The sequence below is a fragment of the Streptomyces sp. NBC_00289 genome (genome assembly GCF_041435115.1).
Lineage (GTDB): Bacteria > Actinomycetota > Actinomycetes > Streptomycetales > Streptomycetaceae > Streptomyces.
This window is the reverse complement of record NZ_CP108046.1, coordinates 9,541,162-9,559,244: the sequence shown is the minus strand read 5'-3', so window position 1 is coordinate 9,559,244 and position 18,083 is coordinate 9,541,162. Positions and strand designations below refer to the sequence as shown.

Annotated in this window: 21 protein-coding genes; 8 read left to right on the top strand and 13 right to left on the bottom strand. The window is 69.0% G+C overall.

Annotated elements, in window-relative coordinates:
- The first annotated feature begins 46 nt into the window (after positions 1-46).
- Genes OG985_RS43150 through OG985_RS43135 form a run of 4 tightly spaced genes read left to right on the top strand, consistent with a single transcriptional unit; the run spans position 47 to position 1,977 of the window.
- On the top strand, positions 47-748 hold the full coding sequence (locus tag OG985_RS43150; RefSeq protein ID WP_371673870.1) for a TetR/AcrR family transcriptional regulator C-terminal domain-containing protein: 702 nt from the start codon (positions 47-49) through the stop codon (positions 746-748).
- Positions 745-1,110 carry a hypothetical protein gene (locus OG985_RS43145; RefSeq protein WP_371673869.1) on the top strand — a complete coding sequence of 122 codons (366 nt, stop codon included), beginning with the start codon at positions 745-747 and terminating at the stop codon, positions 1,108-1,110. Before OG985_RS43150 ends, OG985_RS43145 begins: the two co-directional genes overlap by 4 nt.
- The gene (locus tag OG985_RS43140; RefSeq protein WP_371673868.1) at positions 1,107-1,538 is read left to right on the top strand and encodes a (2Fe-2S) ferredoxin domain-containing protein; all 432 of its coding nucleotides are present in this window, start codon (positions 1,107-1,109) and stop codon (positions 1,536-1,538) included. The genes OG985_RS43145 and OG985_RS43140 overlap by 4 nt, the downstream gene beginning before the upstream one ends.
- A 49-nt stretch (positions 1,539-1,587) precedes the next feature.
- Positions 1,588-1,977, top strand: coding sequence for a hypothetical protein (locus tag OG985_RS43135; RefSeq protein WP_371673867.1), 390 nt, complete (start codon positions 1,588-1,590; stop codon positions 1,975-1,977).
- A gap of 177 nt (positions 1,978-2,154) precedes the next feature.
- On the opposite strand, the gene OG985_RS43130 is transcribed toward OG985_RS43135, so the two are convergent.
- The 4 genes from OG985_RS43130 to OG985_RS43115 all read right to left on the bottom strand — a co-directional run bounded on the left by OG985_RS43130 (position 2,155) and on the right by OG985_RS43115 (position 6,245).
- Positions 2,155-3,096 carry a hypothetical protein gene (locus tag OG985_RS43130; RefSeq protein ID WP_371673866.1) on the bottom strand — a complete coding sequence of 314 codons (942 nt, stop codon included), beginning with the start codon at positions 3,094-3,096 and terminating at the stop codon, positions 2,155-2,157.
- A gap of 463 nt (positions 3,097-3,559) precedes the next feature.
- On the bottom strand, positions 3,560-4,159 hold the full coding sequence (locus OG985_RS43125) for a hypothetical protein (protein ID WP_371673865.1): 600 nt from the start codon (positions 4,157-4,159) through the stop codon (positions 3,560-3,562).
- Positions 4,160-4,426: 267 nt separating this feature from the next.
- Positions 4,427-5,347, bottom strand: a complete 921-nt coding sequence (locus tag OG985_RS43120; RefSeq protein ID WP_371673864.1) for an NADP-dependent oxidoreductase — start codon at positions 5,345-5,347, stop codon at positions 4,427-4,429.
- A 259-nt stretch (positions 5,348-5,606) separates the two neighbouring features.
- Positions 5,607-6,245: an HD domain-containing protein gene (locus tag OG985_RS43115; RefSeq protein ID WP_371673863.1), complete on the bottom strand. Its 639-nt coding sequence runs from the start codon at positions 6,243-6,245 to the stop codon at positions 5,607-5,609.
- Between the two features lie 137 nt (positions 6,246-6,382).
- Here OG985_RS43115 and OG985_RS43110 point away from each other — a divergent pair, with 137 nt between their 5' ends.
- A complete protein-coding gene (locus tag OG985_RS43110; RefSeq protein WP_371673862.1) occupies positions 6,383-7,465 on the top strand; it encodes a GlxA family transcriptional regulator in 1,083 nt (360 codons plus the stop codon).
- A gap of 153 nt (positions 7,466-7,618) precedes the next feature.
- Here OG985_RS43110 and OG985_RS43105 read toward each other — a convergent pair whose 3' ends face one another.
- The 5 genes from OG985_RS43105 to OG985_RS43085 form a co-directional block, all read right to left on the bottom strand.
- Complete coding sequence (locus tag OG985_RS43105) at positions 7,619-8,755, bottom strand: cellulose binding domain-containing protein (RefSeq protein ID WP_371673861.1); 1,137 nt, start codon at positions 8,753-8,755, stop codon at positions 7,619-7,621.
- Positions 8,756-8,992: 237 nt separating this feature from the next.
- Positions 8,993-10,015: a LacI family DNA-binding transcriptional regulator gene (locus tag OG985_RS43100; protein WP_371673860.1), complete on the bottom strand. Its 1,023-nt coding sequence runs from the start codon at positions 10,013-10,015 to the stop codon at positions 8,993-8,995.
- Positions 10,016-10,048: 33 nt separating this feature from the next.
- Positions 10,049-10,711 carry a hypothetical protein gene (locus tag OG985_RS43095; RefSeq protein WP_371673859.1) on the bottom strand — a complete coding sequence of 221 codons (663 nt, stop codon included), beginning with the start codon at positions 10,709-10,711 and terminating at the stop codon, positions 10,049-10,051.
- 102 nt (positions 10,712-10,813) lie between these two features.
- On the bottom strand, positions 10,814-11,809 hold the full coding sequence (locus OG985_RS43090) for a DMT family transporter (protein WP_371673858.1): 996 nt from the start codon (positions 11,807-11,809) through the stop codon (positions 10,814-10,816).
- 331 nt (positions 11,810-12,140) lie between these two features.
- Positions 12,141-12,989, bottom strand: a complete 849-nt coding sequence (locus OG985_RS43085) for a LysR family transcriptional regulator (RefSeq protein ID WP_371673857.1) — start codon at positions 12,987-12,989, stop codon at positions 12,141-12,143.
- A 104-nt stretch (positions 12,990-13,093) separates the two neighbouring features.
- On the opposite strand from OG985_RS43085, the gene OG985_RS43080 reads away from it, so the two are divergent.
- The gene (locus tag OG985_RS43080; protein WP_371673856.1) at positions 13,094-13,819 is read left to right on the top strand and encodes an SDR family oxidoreductase; all 726 of its coding nucleotides are present in this window, start codon (positions 13,094-13,096) and stop codon (positions 13,817-13,819) included.
- A 45-nt stretch (positions 13,820-13,864) separates the two neighbouring features.
- Here the strand turns inward: OG985_RS43080 and OG985_RS43075 are convergent, their stop codons facing one another.
- A complete protein-coding gene (locus tag OG985_RS43075; protein WP_371673855.1) occupies positions 13,865-14,008 on the bottom strand; it encodes a hypothetical protein in 144 nt (47 codons plus the stop codon).
- 42 nt (positions 14,009-14,050) lie between these two features.
- The gene (locus OG985_RS43070; protein ID WP_371674673.1) at positions 14,051-14,626 is read right to left on the bottom strand and encodes a hypothetical protein; all 576 of its coding nucleotides are present in this window, start codon (positions 14,624-14,626) and stop codon (positions 14,051-14,053) included.
- A gap of 70 nt (positions 14,627-14,696) precedes the next feature.
- Between OG985_RS43070 and OG985_RS43065 the strand changes: the two genes are divergently transcribed.
- Positions 14,697-14,867, top strand: coding sequence for a hypothetical protein (locus OG985_RS43065; RefSeq protein ID WP_371674725.1), 171 nt, complete (start codon positions 14,697-14,699; stop codon positions 14,865-14,867).
- Between the two features lie 142 nt (positions 14,868-15,009).
- Here OG985_RS43065 and OG985_RS43060 read toward each other — a convergent pair whose 3' ends face one another.
- Positions 15,010-16,449 carry a glutamate decarboxylase gene (locus tag OG985_RS43060; protein WP_371673854.1) on the bottom strand — a complete coding sequence of 480 codons (1,440 nt, stop codon included), beginning with the start codon at positions 16,447-16,449 and terminating at the stop codon, positions 15,010-15,012.
- 263 nt (positions 16,450-16,712) lie between these two features.
- Here OG985_RS43060 and OG985_RS43055 point away from each other — a divergent pair, with 263 nt between their 5' ends.
- On the top strand, positions 16,713-17,357 hold the full coding sequence (locus tag OG985_RS43055; RefSeq protein WP_371673853.1) for a dihydrofolate reductase family protein: 645 nt from the start codon (positions 16,713-16,715) through the stop codon (positions 17,355-17,357).
- Between the two features lie 344 nt (positions 17,358-17,701).
- Here the strand turns inward: OG985_RS43055 and OG985_RS43050 are convergent, their stop codons facing one another.
- The gene (locus tag OG985_RS43050; protein WP_371673852.1) at positions 17,702-18,064 is read right to left on the bottom strand and encodes a hypothetical protein; all 363 of its coding nucleotides are present in this window, start codon (positions 18,062-18,064) and stop codon (positions 17,702-17,704) included.
- Positions 18,065-18,083: the final 19 nt, after the last annotated feature.

The window sequence follows — 18,083 nt, the reverse complement described above, 5'->3', positions numbered from 1 at the left end:
CAAATGGAGTATGGAACGTGGTTCCAGGGTGTGTCAAAATGAGGTCATGCCACGGACACGAGGAAGAGCACCCGATGGAAAGGGGCGTGCCGACGCCCTTTCGCGAGAGACCATCGTCGGCGCGGCCGTTGCGCTGCTGGACGAGCTCGGCGAGCGGGGACTCACCTTCCGGCTGCTGGCCAAACAACTGAACACCGGCCCCGGGGCGCTGTACTGGCACGTGACGAACAAGGACGAACTCGTCGCCCTGGCCGCCGATCAGGTGCTCGGCCACGCCCTCGCCGCGGACCCGCGTCCCGAGGAAGACGCCGGCGCCGGGCTGCGCGCGCTCGCCATCGCCGTCTTCGACGCCCTTGATCGGCATCCGTGGGCAGCGTCACACGTCACCGCGCCGCCCACCCTGGCGAACGCACTGCGCCTGCTCGACCGCATCGGCACCCTCGTCGCCCGAACCGGGCTGCCAGCCGAACGGCATTTCGCGGTCTCCACCGCGATCTCCTACTACGTCACCGGCGTCAGCACCCAGATCATCACCCCGCACACCACCGCCGACCCGGCCACCACCCGTGATGCGTTCCTGGCTCAGACCGCCGAACGCTGGGAGAATCTCGATCCCGCCGACTATCCCTTCCTGACGCGCACCACCGCGGACCTGCGCGACCACAACGACCGCGACCAGTTCACCACCGGCCTCGACCTGCTCCTAGCCGGGCTGAACACGACCGCAGACCCGCGACCGTCCGCGTGACGCCGCGATCCAGGCAGTGGTGGAGAGTCGATCGCAGGCCGTCCGCGCCGCGGTACACCAAGGCGAAAGCCGGATCCGATCTCACCCCGGAAACGGCCGGCGCCGTCGTGGTGCGCGGCGAACTCGCCACTCGTCACGCCGTCATGGCCCGCTCCCCCAAGGCCCGCCACCTCGCCGCGCAGAGCCTGTTCGTCGGCGGAGCCTTCGCCACCGCGCTGGTGGCCCGGGACCTCATCGGCACGCCCCCGCTGCCCCTAGGCTTGGCCGGCCACCGAGGCCCTGCCCTCGTCGTCGGCCTCAACGGCCCCCACCTACTGGGCGAACACGCCTGGACCAACGCTCTCGGGAAGGACATCGCGTGAGCAAGCGCGCCCGCCGCAGCCGCACGCCCGCTGCGACAGGAACGGCAGGTTCCGCCGTCGCCCGCTGTACCGTCACCGTCTGCCGAGGGTGCTGCTGCGGCACAGCCGCCAAAGTTCCCCGGCTCGACCACGAAGGCCAGCTCACCGACCTTCGCACCGCCCTGGCCGGAGTCGCGATGGTCCGGCGCACCGACTGCCTCGACGCGTGCGAGCGCGCCAACGTCATCGTCATCCAACCCTCCGCCGAAGGACGTAAGGCCGGCGGACGCCCCGTGTGGCTCGGCCAGGTCAACGATCCCGACGCCGCGGCCGACATAACCGCCTGGGTCGGCGACGGCGGCCCCGGCCTGGCCGACCCGCCTGACGTCCTCGACCTCTACACGTTCCAGCCCTCACGCCGCGTCCGCGCTGAACTGCACGACGAGTAACTCCCGCCAACCGCAGGCACCCCTTGGACCACACCACCAGGAGGAACCAGTGTCATACCCGCAACTGCTCACCCCCGAGGAGAAGCTCGCCGACGCGAAGAAGCTGCTGAGCCTCCCGCGTATCGTCGTGATCTGTGGCTCGACCCGCTTCATGACCGAGATGACCGAGGCTGATCTGCGGGAGACCAAAGCCGGAAAGATTGTCGTCAAACCGGGCTGTGACATGAAGTCGCCGCACGAACTTTGGTCCGATCCTGTCGAGGCCGAGGCGCTGAAGGTTCGACTCGACGATCTGCACCGGGCGAAGATCCGGCTCGCTGATGAGGTGCTCGTAGTCGGCGACTACATCGGAGACAGCACCCGAGTTGAAATCGCCTACGCCCGGTCGCTGGGCAAGCCCGTGCGGTTCACGCACCCCGAAGTCGACCCTGACGCCTGACCGCCCGCTGCCACCTCGACAACCAGGGCCGGCAGCCCGCCGCCTGACCGTCTCGCGGTGGCTTTGGCCGCCGCCCACCCCACACCCTCCGCAGGCATCCCTTGGAATTCATCCAGGGGATACCGCCGGGGCGCGACGGATCGCGGGCGCCCCTTCCGCCGTGCGGGCCGGCCCGTCTCAGTTGGGCAGGTCTACGTTCCACGTGCGGTTGCCCGCCGCGGTGGCAGTGATCGGCGCGGGCGCCTCAGGGTTCTGCGGGTCGAACGCCGACTCCACCCGGTGGACCATTTCGTCGCTGGTCCAGAACGGTTCCGCCTTGGTGAACCGGCCGCCCTGCTTGCGGCGGACCTTCCAGCGGAACCTGACCTCATAGGAGGAAAGCCAATAGCCGTTGGTCATCCTCATGTTGCCCGAGAATCCCGGGCTGTCGTCGAAGGAGATGTGATCGGCCGCACTGACGATGTTTCCGTCGTCCGTGTTGTAGGGCGGACGGAAGGGACCGTCCACGGCCCACGGGCGCTTGGACTTCTTGGGACGGTAGTTCACCGCGTCCGGCGCGATCTGACGGTTCTCGTCGGTGACTTCCTGCCAGAAGTCGTACGCGTCCCCCGCCGGAGTCGTCATCCCGTTGGCCCGCCGCAGCGTCGCCACCTGCGCGAAGCCGATCTCCTGGTTTCCGGCGAGCGACTGCTTGTCGGGACCGTCGTAGTGGGAGGTGAACTGGAGGGTCGGATTGCCGATCTCCTCCGGCGCTTCCGCCTTCTCCTTGCCCTTGACCGACGCCCCGGCCCTTCCGCTACGCGTGGTCCTGGTCGCCTCCTGATCCTTCTCGGTGCGCTGCTGTTGGTGCGGCGGGCTGTCGCCCCGTTCGACGCCGGACTCGTCCTGGGTCCGCTTCGAGCGCGTCCCCGGCGCCGCCCAGGGGATCTTCGGCTCGGCCCCTCTGCTCTCCCCGACCATCCGGCTGACCGCCGCGTTGCCCGCCGTACGCTGGACGGCAATCGCCTGGGCCGGCGTCATCGGGCCCTGGCCAGGAGCCAACCGGTGCTCGCGCGCGCTGTCTTCGGGCGGCCGGATCAGGTGTCGGGCGGCTTCCGCCTTCTCTTGTCCCTCGCGCACACGCACAGCAGACGGTCCCCTCTGTATCGGCGGCGTACCCCTCGCCGGATGCACCACAGCGCAACCGTAGACGGCCGACAAACGGCGCTTCAAGCGCACCCGGGGTACACAGCGGGGCAGCGCGAGTAGCCGCCGAGGGCAACCGCCCTCCGCTCTTTCCTGTACCGAAGTCGGGAACAAAGCCGGAGCGCGGACGCCACGGCCTCAGCCCTCGCGCGCTGAACAGCACCTCCGCCGCCGACCCTCACTCCCCCTTCGACCCCGGGACGCGCCAGCTCCGCTCGCCAGACCCTGGCCGTGAACGACGCACCCGCCCCGCATCGTGCAGCGAGAGGGTCGGCTGGCTCCGCCTGGTCTCACCCACCGATACCGTGCTGCGTACTGCCTGACCATGGCTATGGCCCGCCATGGACGTTTCCCGGCGAACGCGACGTTCCCTGCGCGTCATCGGGGTGACGGATACTCAGTTCGCGGAATTGAGCGGGAATTCCTGCCGAATGTAGGCAGCGAGATCCCGTGCGGCGTTCTCGATTTCCCTCTGAGACGCATCAAGCTGGTTCAGGTACCGGTTAATCGATTCGATCCCCGTACAGTGGGAACGCAATCGACGCAGCGTCCTGAACGTCGCCGTAAGATCATCCAGCTCCTCCTGCCGTCGGTCAGCAGCCACGAAAAACTGGACCGTGAGCTGTGGAGCATAGATGTCCAAAAACTGGAGGAATTTCCGCAGTTCGGGATGGGGAGGCCGGAGCCGACCCATTGGAAGACGCGCTGGTTGCGGTTGCAGGCGGGCCCATACATGTTCGGCACCACTGGCTTGAGATACCGAGCAGGAGACAACATAGTCCGCCGTCTCCCCCTGGACGGGCATTCCGGCCCCAACCCATGAACGTACAGCTCGATTTGTAGCACAAGCGTGCCGATTCCACTCAAGCAATTGATCATGCAGCTGGCTCAATGCCTCCCGAAAGTCGAACGGTGGCGGTGGCGTTTTGCGCATCTGCGCTCGCTGCACCATGACCGATACAGCACTCACGGCCACAGCTGCGATCTCTGCGATCATCGAACCCCCTGCATGCGTATTGCCACGTTTTAGCAGTACGCCGACGCGGAGAGCGGCAATTCACAGAAACTGGGCGGAACCTCGTTTGCCACCGCTCAAGAAGGGTCAGGTATCGATCGCCTTCATGCAGGATTAGTAGGCGTGACGTAGTGCCCGGATTCGTACCCCACCCGCCCGGCAACAGCCCTGGAAGACGGCCGAACCGAGTGAGCGAGCGGCCGCGAGCCGGCGGCGCACCGTCGCCTGCCTTCGCGACAGCTTCTCCCTTCACTCCTCGGCGACCCGGATGATCGTCCTGCCGGCAATGCGTCGTTCGGGGGCAAAGGCGATCGCTGCCTCGGACAGCGGTCGCACGGCACCGATGCGCACGTCGAGCCGTCCGTCTCTGAGCCGCTCGGCGAGGTCCGCGAGGCGGGCGCGGTCGGGTTCGACGACGAAGAAGAGGGCTCGGCCCTGCTCGGGGTGGACGGTGGGCGGGGCGGCGATGGTGACGAGGGTGCCGCCGGCGCGGACGAGCGCGGCCGACTGATCGAGGATGTCACCGCCGATCACGTCGAAGACGACATCGACCTGCTCCGCCTGCTGCCATGGGTCGGTTGCGAGGTCGAGGAAGGCGTGTGCGCCCAGGGCCAGCACCGTGTTCCGGTCGATCGCACGGCCGGTGCCGGTCACATGGGCTCCCGCTTCCCGTGCGAGTTGCACCGCGATCGAGCCGACGCTGCCGGCGGCGCCGTGGATCAGGATGCTCTGGCCGGTGGTGATCCGTGCGTGGTCGAACAGGCCCTGCCAGGCGGTGAGTCCGGAGATGGGCAGCGCGGCCGCCGACGTGTGGTCGATGTCCGCGGGCAGCGGGGCGAGGTTGCGGGCCTCCACGGCGACGTATTCGGCCAGTGAGCCGTTGCGGGCCCAGTCGGTCGGTCCGAAGACCCGCTGGCCGACGGTGAGGCCGGTGGTGCCGTAGCCGAGTTGTGCGACGACGCCTGAGACTTCGTGCCCGGGCACACTCGGGGTGCGGTCGCGGCCGGCGCGGTCCGTCCATGTCGCGGGCCAGTCGAGTTCCCCGCGGGTGAATCCGGCGGCGTGCACCCGCACGATGACGTCGTTCTCGGCGGCGTGGGGGTAGGGCAGGTCGGTGAGCGTCAGCCCGGCGGCGCCGGCGTCGCCGTCCTGGGCGGTGATGGCTTGCATCGATGGTGCCTCTCTCCTGGTTTTTGACGGGCGTCGGGTCGGTGATCACGTCAGTGGGTCTTTGCCGTCGTGTGGCCGCCTTCTGTCGGTGTCACCCAGCAGCATCGGCCGCCACATCGTCAGTGGCTCCGGCGCGCGTGTCGGTGCCTGGCCGGGCCGCATGGCGAGAAGCCCGTCAGAGCTGCGGCCAGAGCACTCATGGCCGTCCTCTGCGACGCCCGGAAGCACCGGGCGGCATTCCCCGGCGTCCGCGAGATGATCAGCTCGGCCAGGGCGCACCGGTGATGCGCTCGACCATACTCGTGCGCCGGAAAGAAGGAACGAAGTGTTCCAGCACATCCGAATTGACGGTCCCGTAGGTGGTGTCCGGGCGATTCTTCAGTCCCTCGACAAAGGCCTCCAGGAATTCCTTCTTGAATTCCCCGCGCGGATGAGTGACGGTGATCTCTTCCACCGCGTCACCGTCCATCCCGTCGAGACCCCAGCCGACGGCGTCGGTGAGAACGCCGTAGTGCGTGGCAGCCGTCTCCGGGCCCATCCGGCCCGGGATCCCGGGTGTCGTGTGCAGCGCAACCGCTGCCCAGACCAGGTCGGCGGCGCTCTGGGAAAACCCGCGGCCGAGCAGGAATCCGCGCGCATGATCGGCGCCGTCGATCTCGAAGCGTTGCTCCGTTCCGGAGAACGGGGTCACGAGGCCCGTGTCGTGAAACATGGCCGCGATGTAGAGCAGCTCCGGATCGGGCTCGAGACCGAGGTGCCGGGCATGCAGGGAACCGAAGAGAAATACCCGCCGCGAATGATGAAAGAGAAGCGGACCGGTCATTTCGCGGAGGACGTCGGTGGCCTCCGTCACTGCTGCGGTCCGGGGAATTTCCACCCCGGCGATGATGTCGGACATGATGTGTGCGCCCTCGATTGTGCTGTGCACGGAGCAGACCGTGCGTCCGTCAACCACGATGCCCGTCCAACGGTTGCTCGCGCCGCCCTGGTCCGGCCACGAACCCCTGAAATCGAGACACCTGAGGAACCCACAGAGTGAGACCCCAAGCACACCGCGTTGCCATACTCGTCTACGACGGGGTCAAACTCCTCGACGTCGCGGGTCCGGCCGACGCGTTCGCCGAAGCCAACCGTCTCGGGGCTGACTACCAGATCACTCTGTTGTCCTCTACGGGCGCGGACGTCACTTCCTCGACCGGCATTCGCCTCGCCGTGGACGGACCACCCGCCACCCAGCCCGACCCCGACACCTTCCTCATGCCCGGCGGCGACATCTACCCCAGAACCGCCGTCACCCCCGATGTGCTCGAAGCAGTCCGAGACCTCGCACCGCGCTCCCGGCGCGTCGCGTCGATCTGTTCCGGAGCCTTCGTCCTTGGCGCCATCGGCCTGCTGGACGGCAAGCGCGCCACCACCCACTGGAAGATCACTCACGAACTCGCCGCCCGGCACCCCACCACCCGTGTCGAACCCGACGCCATCTATGTGCGCGACGGCAGCCTCTACACCTCGGCGGGCGTGACCGCCGGCATCGACCTGGCCCTCGCCCTCATCGAGGACGACCACGGCCCCGACCTGAGCCGCGACGTCGCCCGCGCCCTCGTCGTCTACCTGCAACGCGCCGGCGGACAGTCACAGTTCTCCGCCCCTCTCCAGGGCCCGCCCCCACGCTCCCCCGCCCTGCGCCGAGTCGTCGACCGAGTCACGGCCGATCCCGCGGGAAACCACTCGCTGGGCGAACTCGCCGGCCATCTGCACCTGAGCCCCCGTCACCTGACCCGGCTGTTTCGTGACGAGTTGTCCACCACGCCCGCCCGCTACGTCGAATCCATCCGCTTCGACATCGCCAAAGCCCTCCTCGACCAAGGCCACACCGCAACCCGTACAGCCCACCTCGCCGGCTTTCCCAGCTACGAGAGCATGCGCAGAGTCTTCACCCGGGAGCTGTCCATCAGCCCCGCCGCCTACCAACGACGCTTCAACACCGCCCACCGCCACACAGCACCACCCACCACGAACGCCGACATCCACGAGCCCGACGCCAAGAAGGCGGCACCGATCACGGACGGCCGGACGGAAGGCGCCCGAGGGGACGGCGACGGCTTGCACCGGAGTTGAACGCGCCTGGCGCCCAGAGCCCGCAGCATCGCCCTCTGTGCACGCCGTTCACGACGCTCGCCCCCCGGCCCGACCCGCCGGCTCAGCACCTGGACCGGGGCCCGCCTTTGGCCGCCGGAAGGGCGGGCGGGCCCCGGAGGGGGGTGGAGGGTGTCAGGCGGTGGTGCAGGCGGTGCCGTTCAGGCTGAAGCCTGAAGGCTTGGCGAACGTGCCGGCGTAGGCGCCCTGGAAGCCGAAGGACGTCTGGCCGCCGGGCGCGACCTGTGCGTTGTGGGCGACGTTGCGCGCCGTGAGCGTTCCCGACGACGCGGAGAGACCCGCGTTCCAGCTGCCGGTGATCTGCTGGCCGACGGGCAGGGTGAACGCCAGGCTCCAGCCGTTGAGCGGGGTGGAGCCGGTGTTGGTGACGGTGACGTCGGCGGTGAAGCCGCCCTGCCAGACGTTCGTCGCGTAGGTCACCTTGCAAGCCGTGGAGCCACCGGGGGTCCCGGGATCGCCGGGGTTGCCGCCGCCGGTGTCGACGGTGGAGGAGAAGGAGGTCACCGCGAGACCGGCGCCGGCCTGCCAGGGCTCGAAACCGGCCTGGACGCTGGTGAGGTACCAGGTGTTCTGGGCCAGTCCGCGGGAGACGGCCTGGCGGGCGAAGTCCATGACGTCGAACGTCCAGCTGGTCATCGCCGAAGGGGCGACGAAGGACAGCACGTCGTTGGATCCGTTGTTGCCGGACCACACCTGCCACTGGCGGCCGGCCACGGTGGCCGTTCCGACCTGGGAGCCCACGGGCTGGACGGATCCGACCTTGTTGAACCAGATCATGATCTCGGTGCGGTTGACGCCGTCCGTGCGGGGTGTGGGGTCGAGCCAGATGTCGTATGCGGCGTCGTACACCGCGTTGTTCACGTAGCTGTAGGAGATGCTGGTGGGCGCGCCGGCGATAGTACTGAGCCGGGCGGGAAGGTTCGTGCCGGGGGAACAGTTGGTGTAGTGGCAGCCGTTGTAGAGCGACGGGTAGGACTTCGGGGCTCCGTTCGTGGGCACCGAGCCGTCGGCCTGGGTGATGCGGAATCCGGAGTCGGTGGCGGTGACGCACTGGGGATCGTTGGTTCCCCAGCGGTTGTTCTGGACGACGTAGCGGCCCTGGATCGTCGTCGATCCGAACTGTTCGCAGATGATGGTGTCGGCCTGCGCCGCCGGGGCGGTGGTCAGCAGCGCGGCCAGCGAGACGAGCGTGGTGAGCAGGGCGGCGAACAGGCTACGGGCCCTGCGGGCATGGTGCCGTGACGGTCGCATGCGGGTCCTTTCCGAAGGGGTGGGGGAGTTGTCGCGGGAGCACTCCCCTCGGACAGTTTTGGGAGCGCTCCCATTCCCTCGGTTTCGGCGGGGACTCTAGAGAAGCCGCATGCCCCTGACAAGACCGTGGACATGAACCCGTCGAACCTTTTTTGATGCCCAGTCCGGCGCCGTGCGCGCTGCATCTGTCGCACCTTTTTGGGAGCGCTCCCGGGACACCGTGCCGACCGCCGAGGCTCAGGCGGACTCCCGCACCACCAGATCCGTGCGGAGGATGACGTGCCGCCAGGCCATGGCGGGCTCCTGCATCTCTTCAAGGAGCAGCCGGACCATGGCTCGCCCGATCTCCTCCAGCGGCTGACGAACCGTGGTCAGTCGCGGCTCGGTCTGCTCGGCCAGCGGAAAGTCGTCGAATCCGATCACGGCGACATCGTCGGGCACCCTCCGCCCCGCCGCGCGCAGCGCCTCCAGAGCCCCCACCGCGGTGGTGTCGGACGCGGCGAGGACGCCGTCGATCTCCGGGTGCCGTCGGATGAGTTCGGCCATGGCGCGTCGGCCGCTCTCCTGCGTGAAGTCGCTCTCGGCGACCCAGGACGGATCGGCCTCCAGGCCGGCCGCGGCCAGGGCCTCCTGGTAGCCGCGCAGCCGTGAGCGGGCAACGTGCATGTCGAGTGGCCCGGTGATGGTGGCGATCGCTGTGCTGCCCCGTTTCAGCAGGTGGGAGACGGCGTTGCGGGCGCCGCCGACGTTGTCCGCGTCGACGTAGCTGATGTGTTCGTCGCCCGAACGGCGTCCGAGCAGCACGGTCGGCAGCCGGGCCTCGGCGAGCATGTCCGGCAGCGGGTCGCCGGCGTGCACGGACACCAGAAGTGCTCCGTCGACCCGTCCGCCGCGCGCGTACTCGAGGAAGCGCTGCCGCTCGGCGTCCGAACGGACCAGGGTCAGCAGCAGTTGCATCCCGGTGTCAGCCAGCGCGTCCCCGAGCGAGCGGACGATCTCGGAGAAGAACGGCTCCGCGAACTGTCTCCAGTCCGGCTCCGCCAGAACGAGTGCGACGGCATCGGCCCGCCGGCCGGCCAGGGACCGCGCGGCGAGATTGGGCACATACCCCAGTTCCTCGATGGCTCGCTGCACGGCTCGGCGCGTCGACTCCTTCACGCCGGCCGCGTTGTTGACGACCCGGGAGACCGTGCCCCGTCCCACCCCGGCGTGGGCGGCCACCTCCTCCAGCGTCGGCGCGCCAGGGCGTTGCCTGCCCATCACCACCTCCCCTGAGATCACCGATCCTACGGCTCAAAGGAGGCGCGTACGCGGTTTCTCCGGCGACGGGAGCGCACGACTGCCGGGGGTATCCACGAGAGGACTCCGACGAGGACGCGTCGTCAGCCATACACTCGCGCCCGGCTTGAGGCGGACTTCATACGGCCGACGAAACCCGAGAGGCCGTAGTTGGTCCGTGTGGCGGGCGGAGATCGTGATCGCGACGGCGGGGGCGGCCTGCTCGTCGACGGCGCGCAGCCCCGGGGCGAGCAGGTCGGCGGCCACGATGTGGTCCCAGGCGCTGGTGTCGTCCAGTGTGCCGGCGATGACCACCTTCCAGTGCAGTCCGTCGGGCCCCGCCCCCTTCGGCTTCGGCGGCAGGACCGGGTGGTCCTGCGGGCCGGTGGCGAGCTCGCGGGCGAGAAGGCTGCTGAAGCGTGTGTCGGGGGGCTCGGTCTCGGAGTCCGGCGGCAGCCAGATACCCGCCGCGAGAAGGCGGCCGTCCGCACGCTCGGCCACCCACACGTGCCCCTCTTCAAGCGCGTAGTGGGCCAACAGCAGCCGCATCGCGCGCTGAGCCCGCTCCCAGTCCCCCGGGTAGCCGTCCAGGAGTGATCCGGTGCACTGAGCTGAGGGCGAGGGCGGGGCGAACAGGCGCACCACGGCGGGCACGTCCACCAGTCCCGCCGCGCGCACGGTCGTAGAAGGGGAGTTTCGGCGGGAAGTCCGAAGTGGGGTCTGCGGTACGGTCCGAGGTGCGCTCTGCATCATGGTCACGGTCGCGTTCTCCGTCTCGTCTCACAGTGCCCGGCTCATGCCGGTGATGTCGGCGGGGACCGCGCCCAGCCGTCCGGCGGACGGCAGCGCGGAACGCACCAGGCGGGCCGGCCGCAGGATCGGCGCGGTGGTCCCTCCTGTCCGGTGGCCCGCGCGCGGCCGGTCGACTCCGCCCTCGGGGTGGGCCGGAAGTCGTTCCTGGCCGGGCTGAGGGCGACTCAACAGGATCACACCGCGGCCGGCCGCTGCGGCACCGGCGAGGGCGAGCAGGATGCCGGTCCCGCCGTACTGGAATCCCTCACCGAGCAGGAGGATGCCGACGGCGGAAGCGGCGACGGGGTTGACGAGGGTGAGCAGCGCGAGCGGGCCGCCCAGGCCACTGCGGTAGGCCTGCTGGGAGAGCAGCACCCCGGCCACGGCGAACCCGGCGGTCAGGACCACCACCAGCGCCATGCTCCAGGACAGCGTCGCCCCGACCGCGACCTTCTGGGCCAGCGTGGAACCGGCCCCCGAGGCGATGCCGGAGGCGGCCGCGAACGCGAGGCCTGCCCGGGCGGTCCGGCCCGAGGCGTGGGAGACGAGCACCGCGATGACGCCGACGGCGGCGACCGCGACCACGAGAACCTCGCTGGTCCGCAGGGAGTCGTCCGGCGTGCCACCCGAGGCGGTGACGGTGAGCAGGGTGACCAGCCCGGCGAGGGTGAGGGCCATGCCGCGCCACTGTGTGCCCGAGGTGCGACGGCGGGCGGCCAGCGACCCCAGGGGTACTGCCACCACGAGACTCAGCGCACCGAGCGGCTGCACCAGGGTCAGCGGCCCGTACCGCAGGGCGACCACGTGCAACAGCGCACCGGTGCCGTTGAGGACGACGGACCACCACCAGGAGCCGCGGGCGAGCGCGCCGCGCAGATCCGCCGTACCTGCGGCAGTGCGCTCCTGGACCACGGCGGCCGCGGCGTAGCAGATCGCTGAGACAAGCGAGAGGGCGACGGCCAGGAGCACCGAGGAGTCCGTCATCGCGAGGCCTGCGTGCTGCTGCCGCTTGGCGTGATCCGAGCTCCATTCGATACGAAACGGTTTCGTACACGCACGCTACGGCGATCCCGATCGAAACGCAAGCGTTTTCCTTATCGGGCAGGGTCGGGACCGTACGGCAGGGCGGCCCTCTCGCGGCCGGGAGCCAGAAGCAATTGCTGCGCGGAGACTGGGAGGTGAGCAGTGCGGGGATCGCCACGGCCCCGGCGCCGTGGCGGCCTGAACAGCTAGAGCCTGGGCAAGCTCCGCCGAGTTTTCGAGGAGACGCTCTCACTGCGCGTCATGAAGACCCGCCCATGATCAGTCAGGAGCTTCAGAGACGTGTGGCGGCCCGGACGAGCCCCGCGACGGCTCGCGACCGGCTGTGGGGCGGCCACGCGATGACCGTCGTGACGGTCGGCGCGTTCAACACCGGCACGGCGACGAGATCGTCGCGCAGTTGGGCTCGGCAGGACTCCGGCGCGATCCAGCAAGCCCGGCCGAGCGCGATCAGCTGGAGCAACTGCGTATGGTCCCGAGCCTGCGGACCGGGGCCGTCCGGATACGCACCGTCCCGGCCGGGCCAGCGCGGCATCGGCAGGCCGGACAGCTCGGTGACATCGGACATCCGCACATGGGTCCGGTCGCTCAGGGGATGCCCGGCCGGCAGCACCACGACCTGTCCCTCGGTGTGGAGTTCCTCGATGTCGAAGCCGGCCGTGGCGTCGAACGGCAGGTGCAGCAGAGCCACGTCGGCCCGGCCCTCGCGCAGCACTCGTTCCTGCTCGCCTATCCCGCACAGGAGCAGATCGACGGCGACCGCATCGGGTTCGGCGGCGTAGGCGTCGAGCAGTTTCGCCAGCAGTTCGCTGGACGCGCCGGCCTTCGTGGCAAGGACCACGCCGGCGTGGCCGGTCTCGGCGAGGGCGGCGCGGCGGGTGCGACGCTCGGCGGCCTCGACGGCATCCAGCGCCGCCCTCGCCTCCCGCAGAAGCACCGACCCGGCCTCGGTCAGGGTGACCGTGCGGCTGGTGCGTTCCAACAGCGTTGCCCCAAGGCGCCGTTCGAGCTGGTGAATCGCGCGCGACAGCGGGGGCTGCGCCATCCCGAGCCGCTGCGCGGCCTTCCCGAAGTGCAGCTCCTCGGCGACGGCGACGAAGTACCGCAACTCCCGTGTCTCCACGGTGCAATGCTACCGGCCCCCACTGGGATCAATACCCGTGCGGTATCGCCGCCCACCCAATCGGTGTTGGCCCGCTCCCGTTGGGCGCGGACAGGATTGGCCGTATGAGCGAACAGACGATCGCGCTGGTGACCGGCGCGAACAAAGGTATCGGGTATGAGATCGCGGCCGGTCTGGGCGACCTCGGCTGGAGGGTCGGTGTCGGCGCCCGGGATGACGAGCGCCGCGAGGTCGCCGTGGCGAAGCTGCGGGCGGCCGGCGTCGACGCGTTCGGCGTACCGCTCGACGTGACCGACGGCGCGAGCGTGACCGCCGCCGCCGGGCTGATCGAGGACCGCGCCGGACGCCTCGACGTGCTCGTCAACAACGCCGGGATAACCGGCAGCGCGCCTCAGATGCCTACCACGGTCAACATCGCGACGGTGCGGGCGGCCCTGGAGACCAATGTGATCGGTGTCATCCGCGTCACCAACGCGATGCTGCCGTTGCTGCGCCGCTCGTCGTCGCCGCGAATCGTGAACATGTCCAGCAGCGTCGGCTCACTCACCCTGCAGACCACCCCCGGCGCCGAAACAGGTCCGATCGCCGTCGCGTACTCCCCGTCGAAGACGTATCTCAACGCCGTCACCGTCCAGTACGCCAAGGAGCTGCGTGACACGAACATCCTGATCAACGCCGCCTGCCCCGGCTTCTGCGCCACCGATCTCAACGGTTTTCGCGGCGTCCGCACCCCGCAACAGGGCGCGGCGATCGCGATCCGACTCGCGACCCTGCCCGACGACGGACCGACCGGCGGCTTCTTCGACGACGCAGGGGAGGTGCCTTGGTGACCGCATGTCGGTGTTCGGGACATGGGTCCCAGTAAGGCTGAGCCGTTACAGGGGCCGGTCGCGGGCGACGCGGCGGCGGGCCGAGGTCCGTGCGGAAGCGCTGCTCCTGTCCCGGGCCACCCGTGCGGCGGCCGGGACGGGAACGAGCAGCGGTGACCTGCCGCGTACGCCTGGCGTGCTGCTGGTCAAGCTCACCTCTCAGACGCAGCGGCGCCGGTCAGCGACGGTGGCTCACCAGGTGTGGGCCACGTCCACCACGAGGTGCCCGTCCTGCTGGAGCACCCGGAAGGGCAGCCGGGCGCGCACACCGAGTCCGAACTGCGACTGGCCCTCGAAGGTGCCGCCGAACTTGGCGTCCCGGAAGGTGCGGTACCCGGTGAGGTTCACGCCCGGCAGACGCTCCCCCACCCGGCCGGGGTACGTGGCAGTGCCCGAGTCGATGTCGTAGGCGGGCGCCCGCACGATCACCTCCAGGATGGCGCCGCCGCTGACCGGGATGGGATGGCCGGTCGGGTCCTGGATCAGCTGGGCGACGTAGCGCACGCTGTACCCGAGCTGGACGGCGGACGCACCCGGAACGTCGACGACGAACCGGTCGTAGCAGTCGTGGCGGCCGGTCCTTGCGTTTGTGACGTAGTCCCCTGGCGTGCTGGCCGAGTTCGTCTTGCCGAGGCTGCCCCAACCTGTCGGGCACGCGGCCGCCGCCCGCGGAGCGGCGGCCGGGGCGGCCACGGTCGGCACCGCGGTCGCGCCCAGCGTGGCGGTCACGAGCGCCGCGGTCACCCAGACTGTCCTGCTTCTTATCATCCTGTCCCCCAAGTGCGTGAATGTCCGGCATTAGGGGAGACACACAGGTTGGCCGGAAGGTTGCACACCTTTGCCGGAAGTCTGGAGAATCGGCTGGCGCGCGCCGCTGGTGTTGCTCGGCTTCCTCGCCCAGCACTGGATCCGCCTGCTGACCGCCGACCCCGATGCGTCGACCTGCACGACCGTGCGGCTGCGCACGAAGGTCACCAAGCGTGACTCATCACGGCTGTCGACCAACTGAATGTGCGACAGCCGGTCCTGGTCGGCCAGTCACCGGGCGGGCACACGGCCATACTCACCGCCGCCGCACACCCGGAACCCACGACGCGCTCCGCCGGCGACCCGCCACCGTGGCCGTCACAACGCGGCTGCGTACCAGCGCGTCAGTAGCCGGTGCCGCGCTTGACCTGGGCTCGCTCGACCCCGTGCGCCGCACCCTTGTCGTCCAACGTGCGACACGCGTCGGCGATGTCCTGGCTCAGGCGATCGATCTGCTCGCGGCTCAGGGTCTCCTTGACCAGAGCGCGCAGGATCTTCACCCGCTCCGCGTTGGGCGGGAGCGTATAGGCCGGCACCATCCAGCCCCGCTCGGCGGACAGCTGCCAGGCAATGTCGGACTCGTCGTAGGTGTGTTTGCCGGCGAGACGGAAAGCGACCAGCGGCAGCTGCTCGAGGTCGCTCCCGATCACTTCGAAGCGGCCGCTGCTCGTCAGGTTGTCCGCCAACGCGCGGGCGTTCTCCTGCATGATCTTCATGACGTAGGTGTAGCCCTGCCGACCGAGCCGTACGAAGTTGTAGTACTGCGCGAGCACCATCGACGCGCCGGTGGAGAAGTTCAGCGTGAACGTCGCGTCGGTCTTGCCCAGGTAGTTCTCGTAGAACACGAGGTCCTTGGCCAGGTCGGACTCCTCGCGGAAGACCAGCCATCCGATGCCGGGGTAGACCAGGCCGTACTTGTGTCCCGAGACGTTGATCGAGCGGACCTGCTCGAGCCGGAAGTCCCATTTCGAGTTCGGGTAGAGGAAGGGCCACACGAATGCGCCGCTGGCGCCGTCGACGTGGATCGGGATGTCGAGGTCCCGCTCTTTGCGGACGTCCCTCAGGAGTTTGTCGATCCCCACGACATCGTCCATGTGACCGGTGAACGTGGTGCCGAGGACGGCGACGACGCCGATCGTGTTCTCGTCGAGGTGGGGCTGCACGTCCTCCGGGCCGATCGTGTACTTGCCCTCGGCAAGCGGCACGATCCGCGGCTCGACGTCGAAATAGCGGCAGAACTTCTCCCACACGACGTGGACGTCCCCGCCGAAAACCAAGTTGGGCCGGTCGATCGACAGGCCGGCCGCCTGGCGGCGCTCGCGCCACTTCCACTTCAGCGACAGCGCGCCGAGCATGATCGCCTCGGAGGAGCCCTGAGTCCGGCATCCGGTCGTCCTGCCCGGCGCGTGGAAGAGGTCGGCGAGCATGCGCACGCAACGCTGCTCGATCTCCGCGGAAATCGGGTACTCCGCATGGTCGATGAAATTGCGGTGGAGGTTCTCTGCGATCAGCCGCTGCGCCTCCGGCTCCATCCACGTGGTGACAAACGTGGCGAGGTTGCGCTGTGGATCGCCCTCCATGGCGAGATCCACATCGACGAGCCTCATTGCGTCCGTCGCGGCCATCCCTTTTTCGGGAAAGCTCTCCGAGGGAGCGGGCACGGTCAGGAACCGGTTACCGAAAAGAGCCGCGTCGTCACCTTTGGTCATACGACGATTCAAACAGCGTCGGCGCCTGCCATGGCGAGAGACACACCGAGACGGACGGAACTGCGTACCGGCCACGAACGAGGCCCGAGCCCACTCAGAAATCGGCCGGCATCCGCTGTTCCAAGGATTGGACAGGCGGCCTGGGTCAAAGCGCACGACACACCCGCCGAGCTTGCCGTCAGGCGTCGCAAGGACGCTGACCGCGGGACAGGACGGTGACCGATGCACCGATCGAGGCGGCCGACGAATGCGAACCTCGGTGCCGTCGCACCGATGAGTCTCCCGGTGCCCACAGGTCTACCTCCCGACCGAGACAACCAACTCACCGGGAGTACGGCATGGGCCTCATCCACGTCGAGCTGTTCGCAACCCTCGACCTTGTCGCGCAGGCGCCCGGCGGCCCCGAGGAGGACCCGGAGGGGTTCCCGTTCGGCGGCTGGCAGGCGCCCCTGCTGGACGAGGCCGCCGGCACGCAGATCCTCGCCGCGTACGAGGACACGGACGCGCTCCTGCTCGGCCGACGGACGTACGACATCTTCGCCGGCTACTGGCCGCATCAGGAGGGCGGCGATGACAACGAGATCGCCACGCTCTTCAACAGCGTTCCGAAGTACGTGGCCTCCCGCGGCAAACCCGACCTCCCGTGGGCCGGATCCACGCAGCTCGGCCCGGATCTGGCCGCCGCGGTGCGGGAGATCCGTGACCGGCACGAGCACGTGAAGGTCGTCGGGAGCCTGGACCTGGTGCAGACCCTCCTGCGCGAGAAGCTCTTCGACCGTCTCGACCTCTGGGTGCACCCGATCGTGCTCGGCGTCGGGAAGAAGGTGTTCGACGGTGGCGCGGTGCCCACGAACGTCGCACTTCTCGAACCGCCGGTAGCCGGTCCGAAGGGCACCGTGTACCTGCGCTACGGACTCGCCGACGGCACGCCCGAAACGGGGGACATGAGCGCACCCGATCGCGGTGTCGAGCGCGACGACTGAGCCGCCCCGCGCCTGGTGGGTCAGTGTCGTCGGCGGTGAATCGTCAAGCTCGGCATCTCGTCACGGGGTCGGCAGTTCGAGGTGCCGCGGGGCCTGATCCGTGGTGGGTCCAGGTGGATGCTCAGCGGCCGGCCTCGCCCCGACTCTCTGTCACGAAGTGCCTGGCCGAGGGTCGCCGCCCCTCCGGCCCGCCACGGCTCAGCGACGTTGTCCGGCTCCTGGGCGACGACGACGTCGGTACGGGCGGGCGAAACGGGTCCCGTCCCAACTGGCCGATCTTTATGGTCTGTTGATGGGCAGCAGTCCCTGTCAACCGGCTCCGAACGTGATCGCTCGGTCAAGGACTACGGTGTGCGGCCGCGCTTCCAGCTACCACCGGCGAGCTGGCCCACCATCATGATGACGATGCCGGTCAGGAGAATCACGCTGCCGATCAACGTTCCCGGCGCCTGAGCGCCGGGGTCGTTGATCACCAACCCGAAGATCAGCTGCCAGCACAGCGCGAAGGCCATCACCAGTTGACCCCAGCCGTAGATCCACGGGGCCCGAACATGGCGCCGACTCATGGGAAGCACCCAGCCGCGGGTGATCGCCGCAACGCCAGAGGCCGCGACGAGCAACGCCAGCAGGCCAAGAGGTACGGCTAGGTACAGCTTCACGGTTTCTCCCCCTCTGTGCCGGGCCCACGCCCCCAGCAGCGCGATCATGACACCCGCTGCCTCGCAG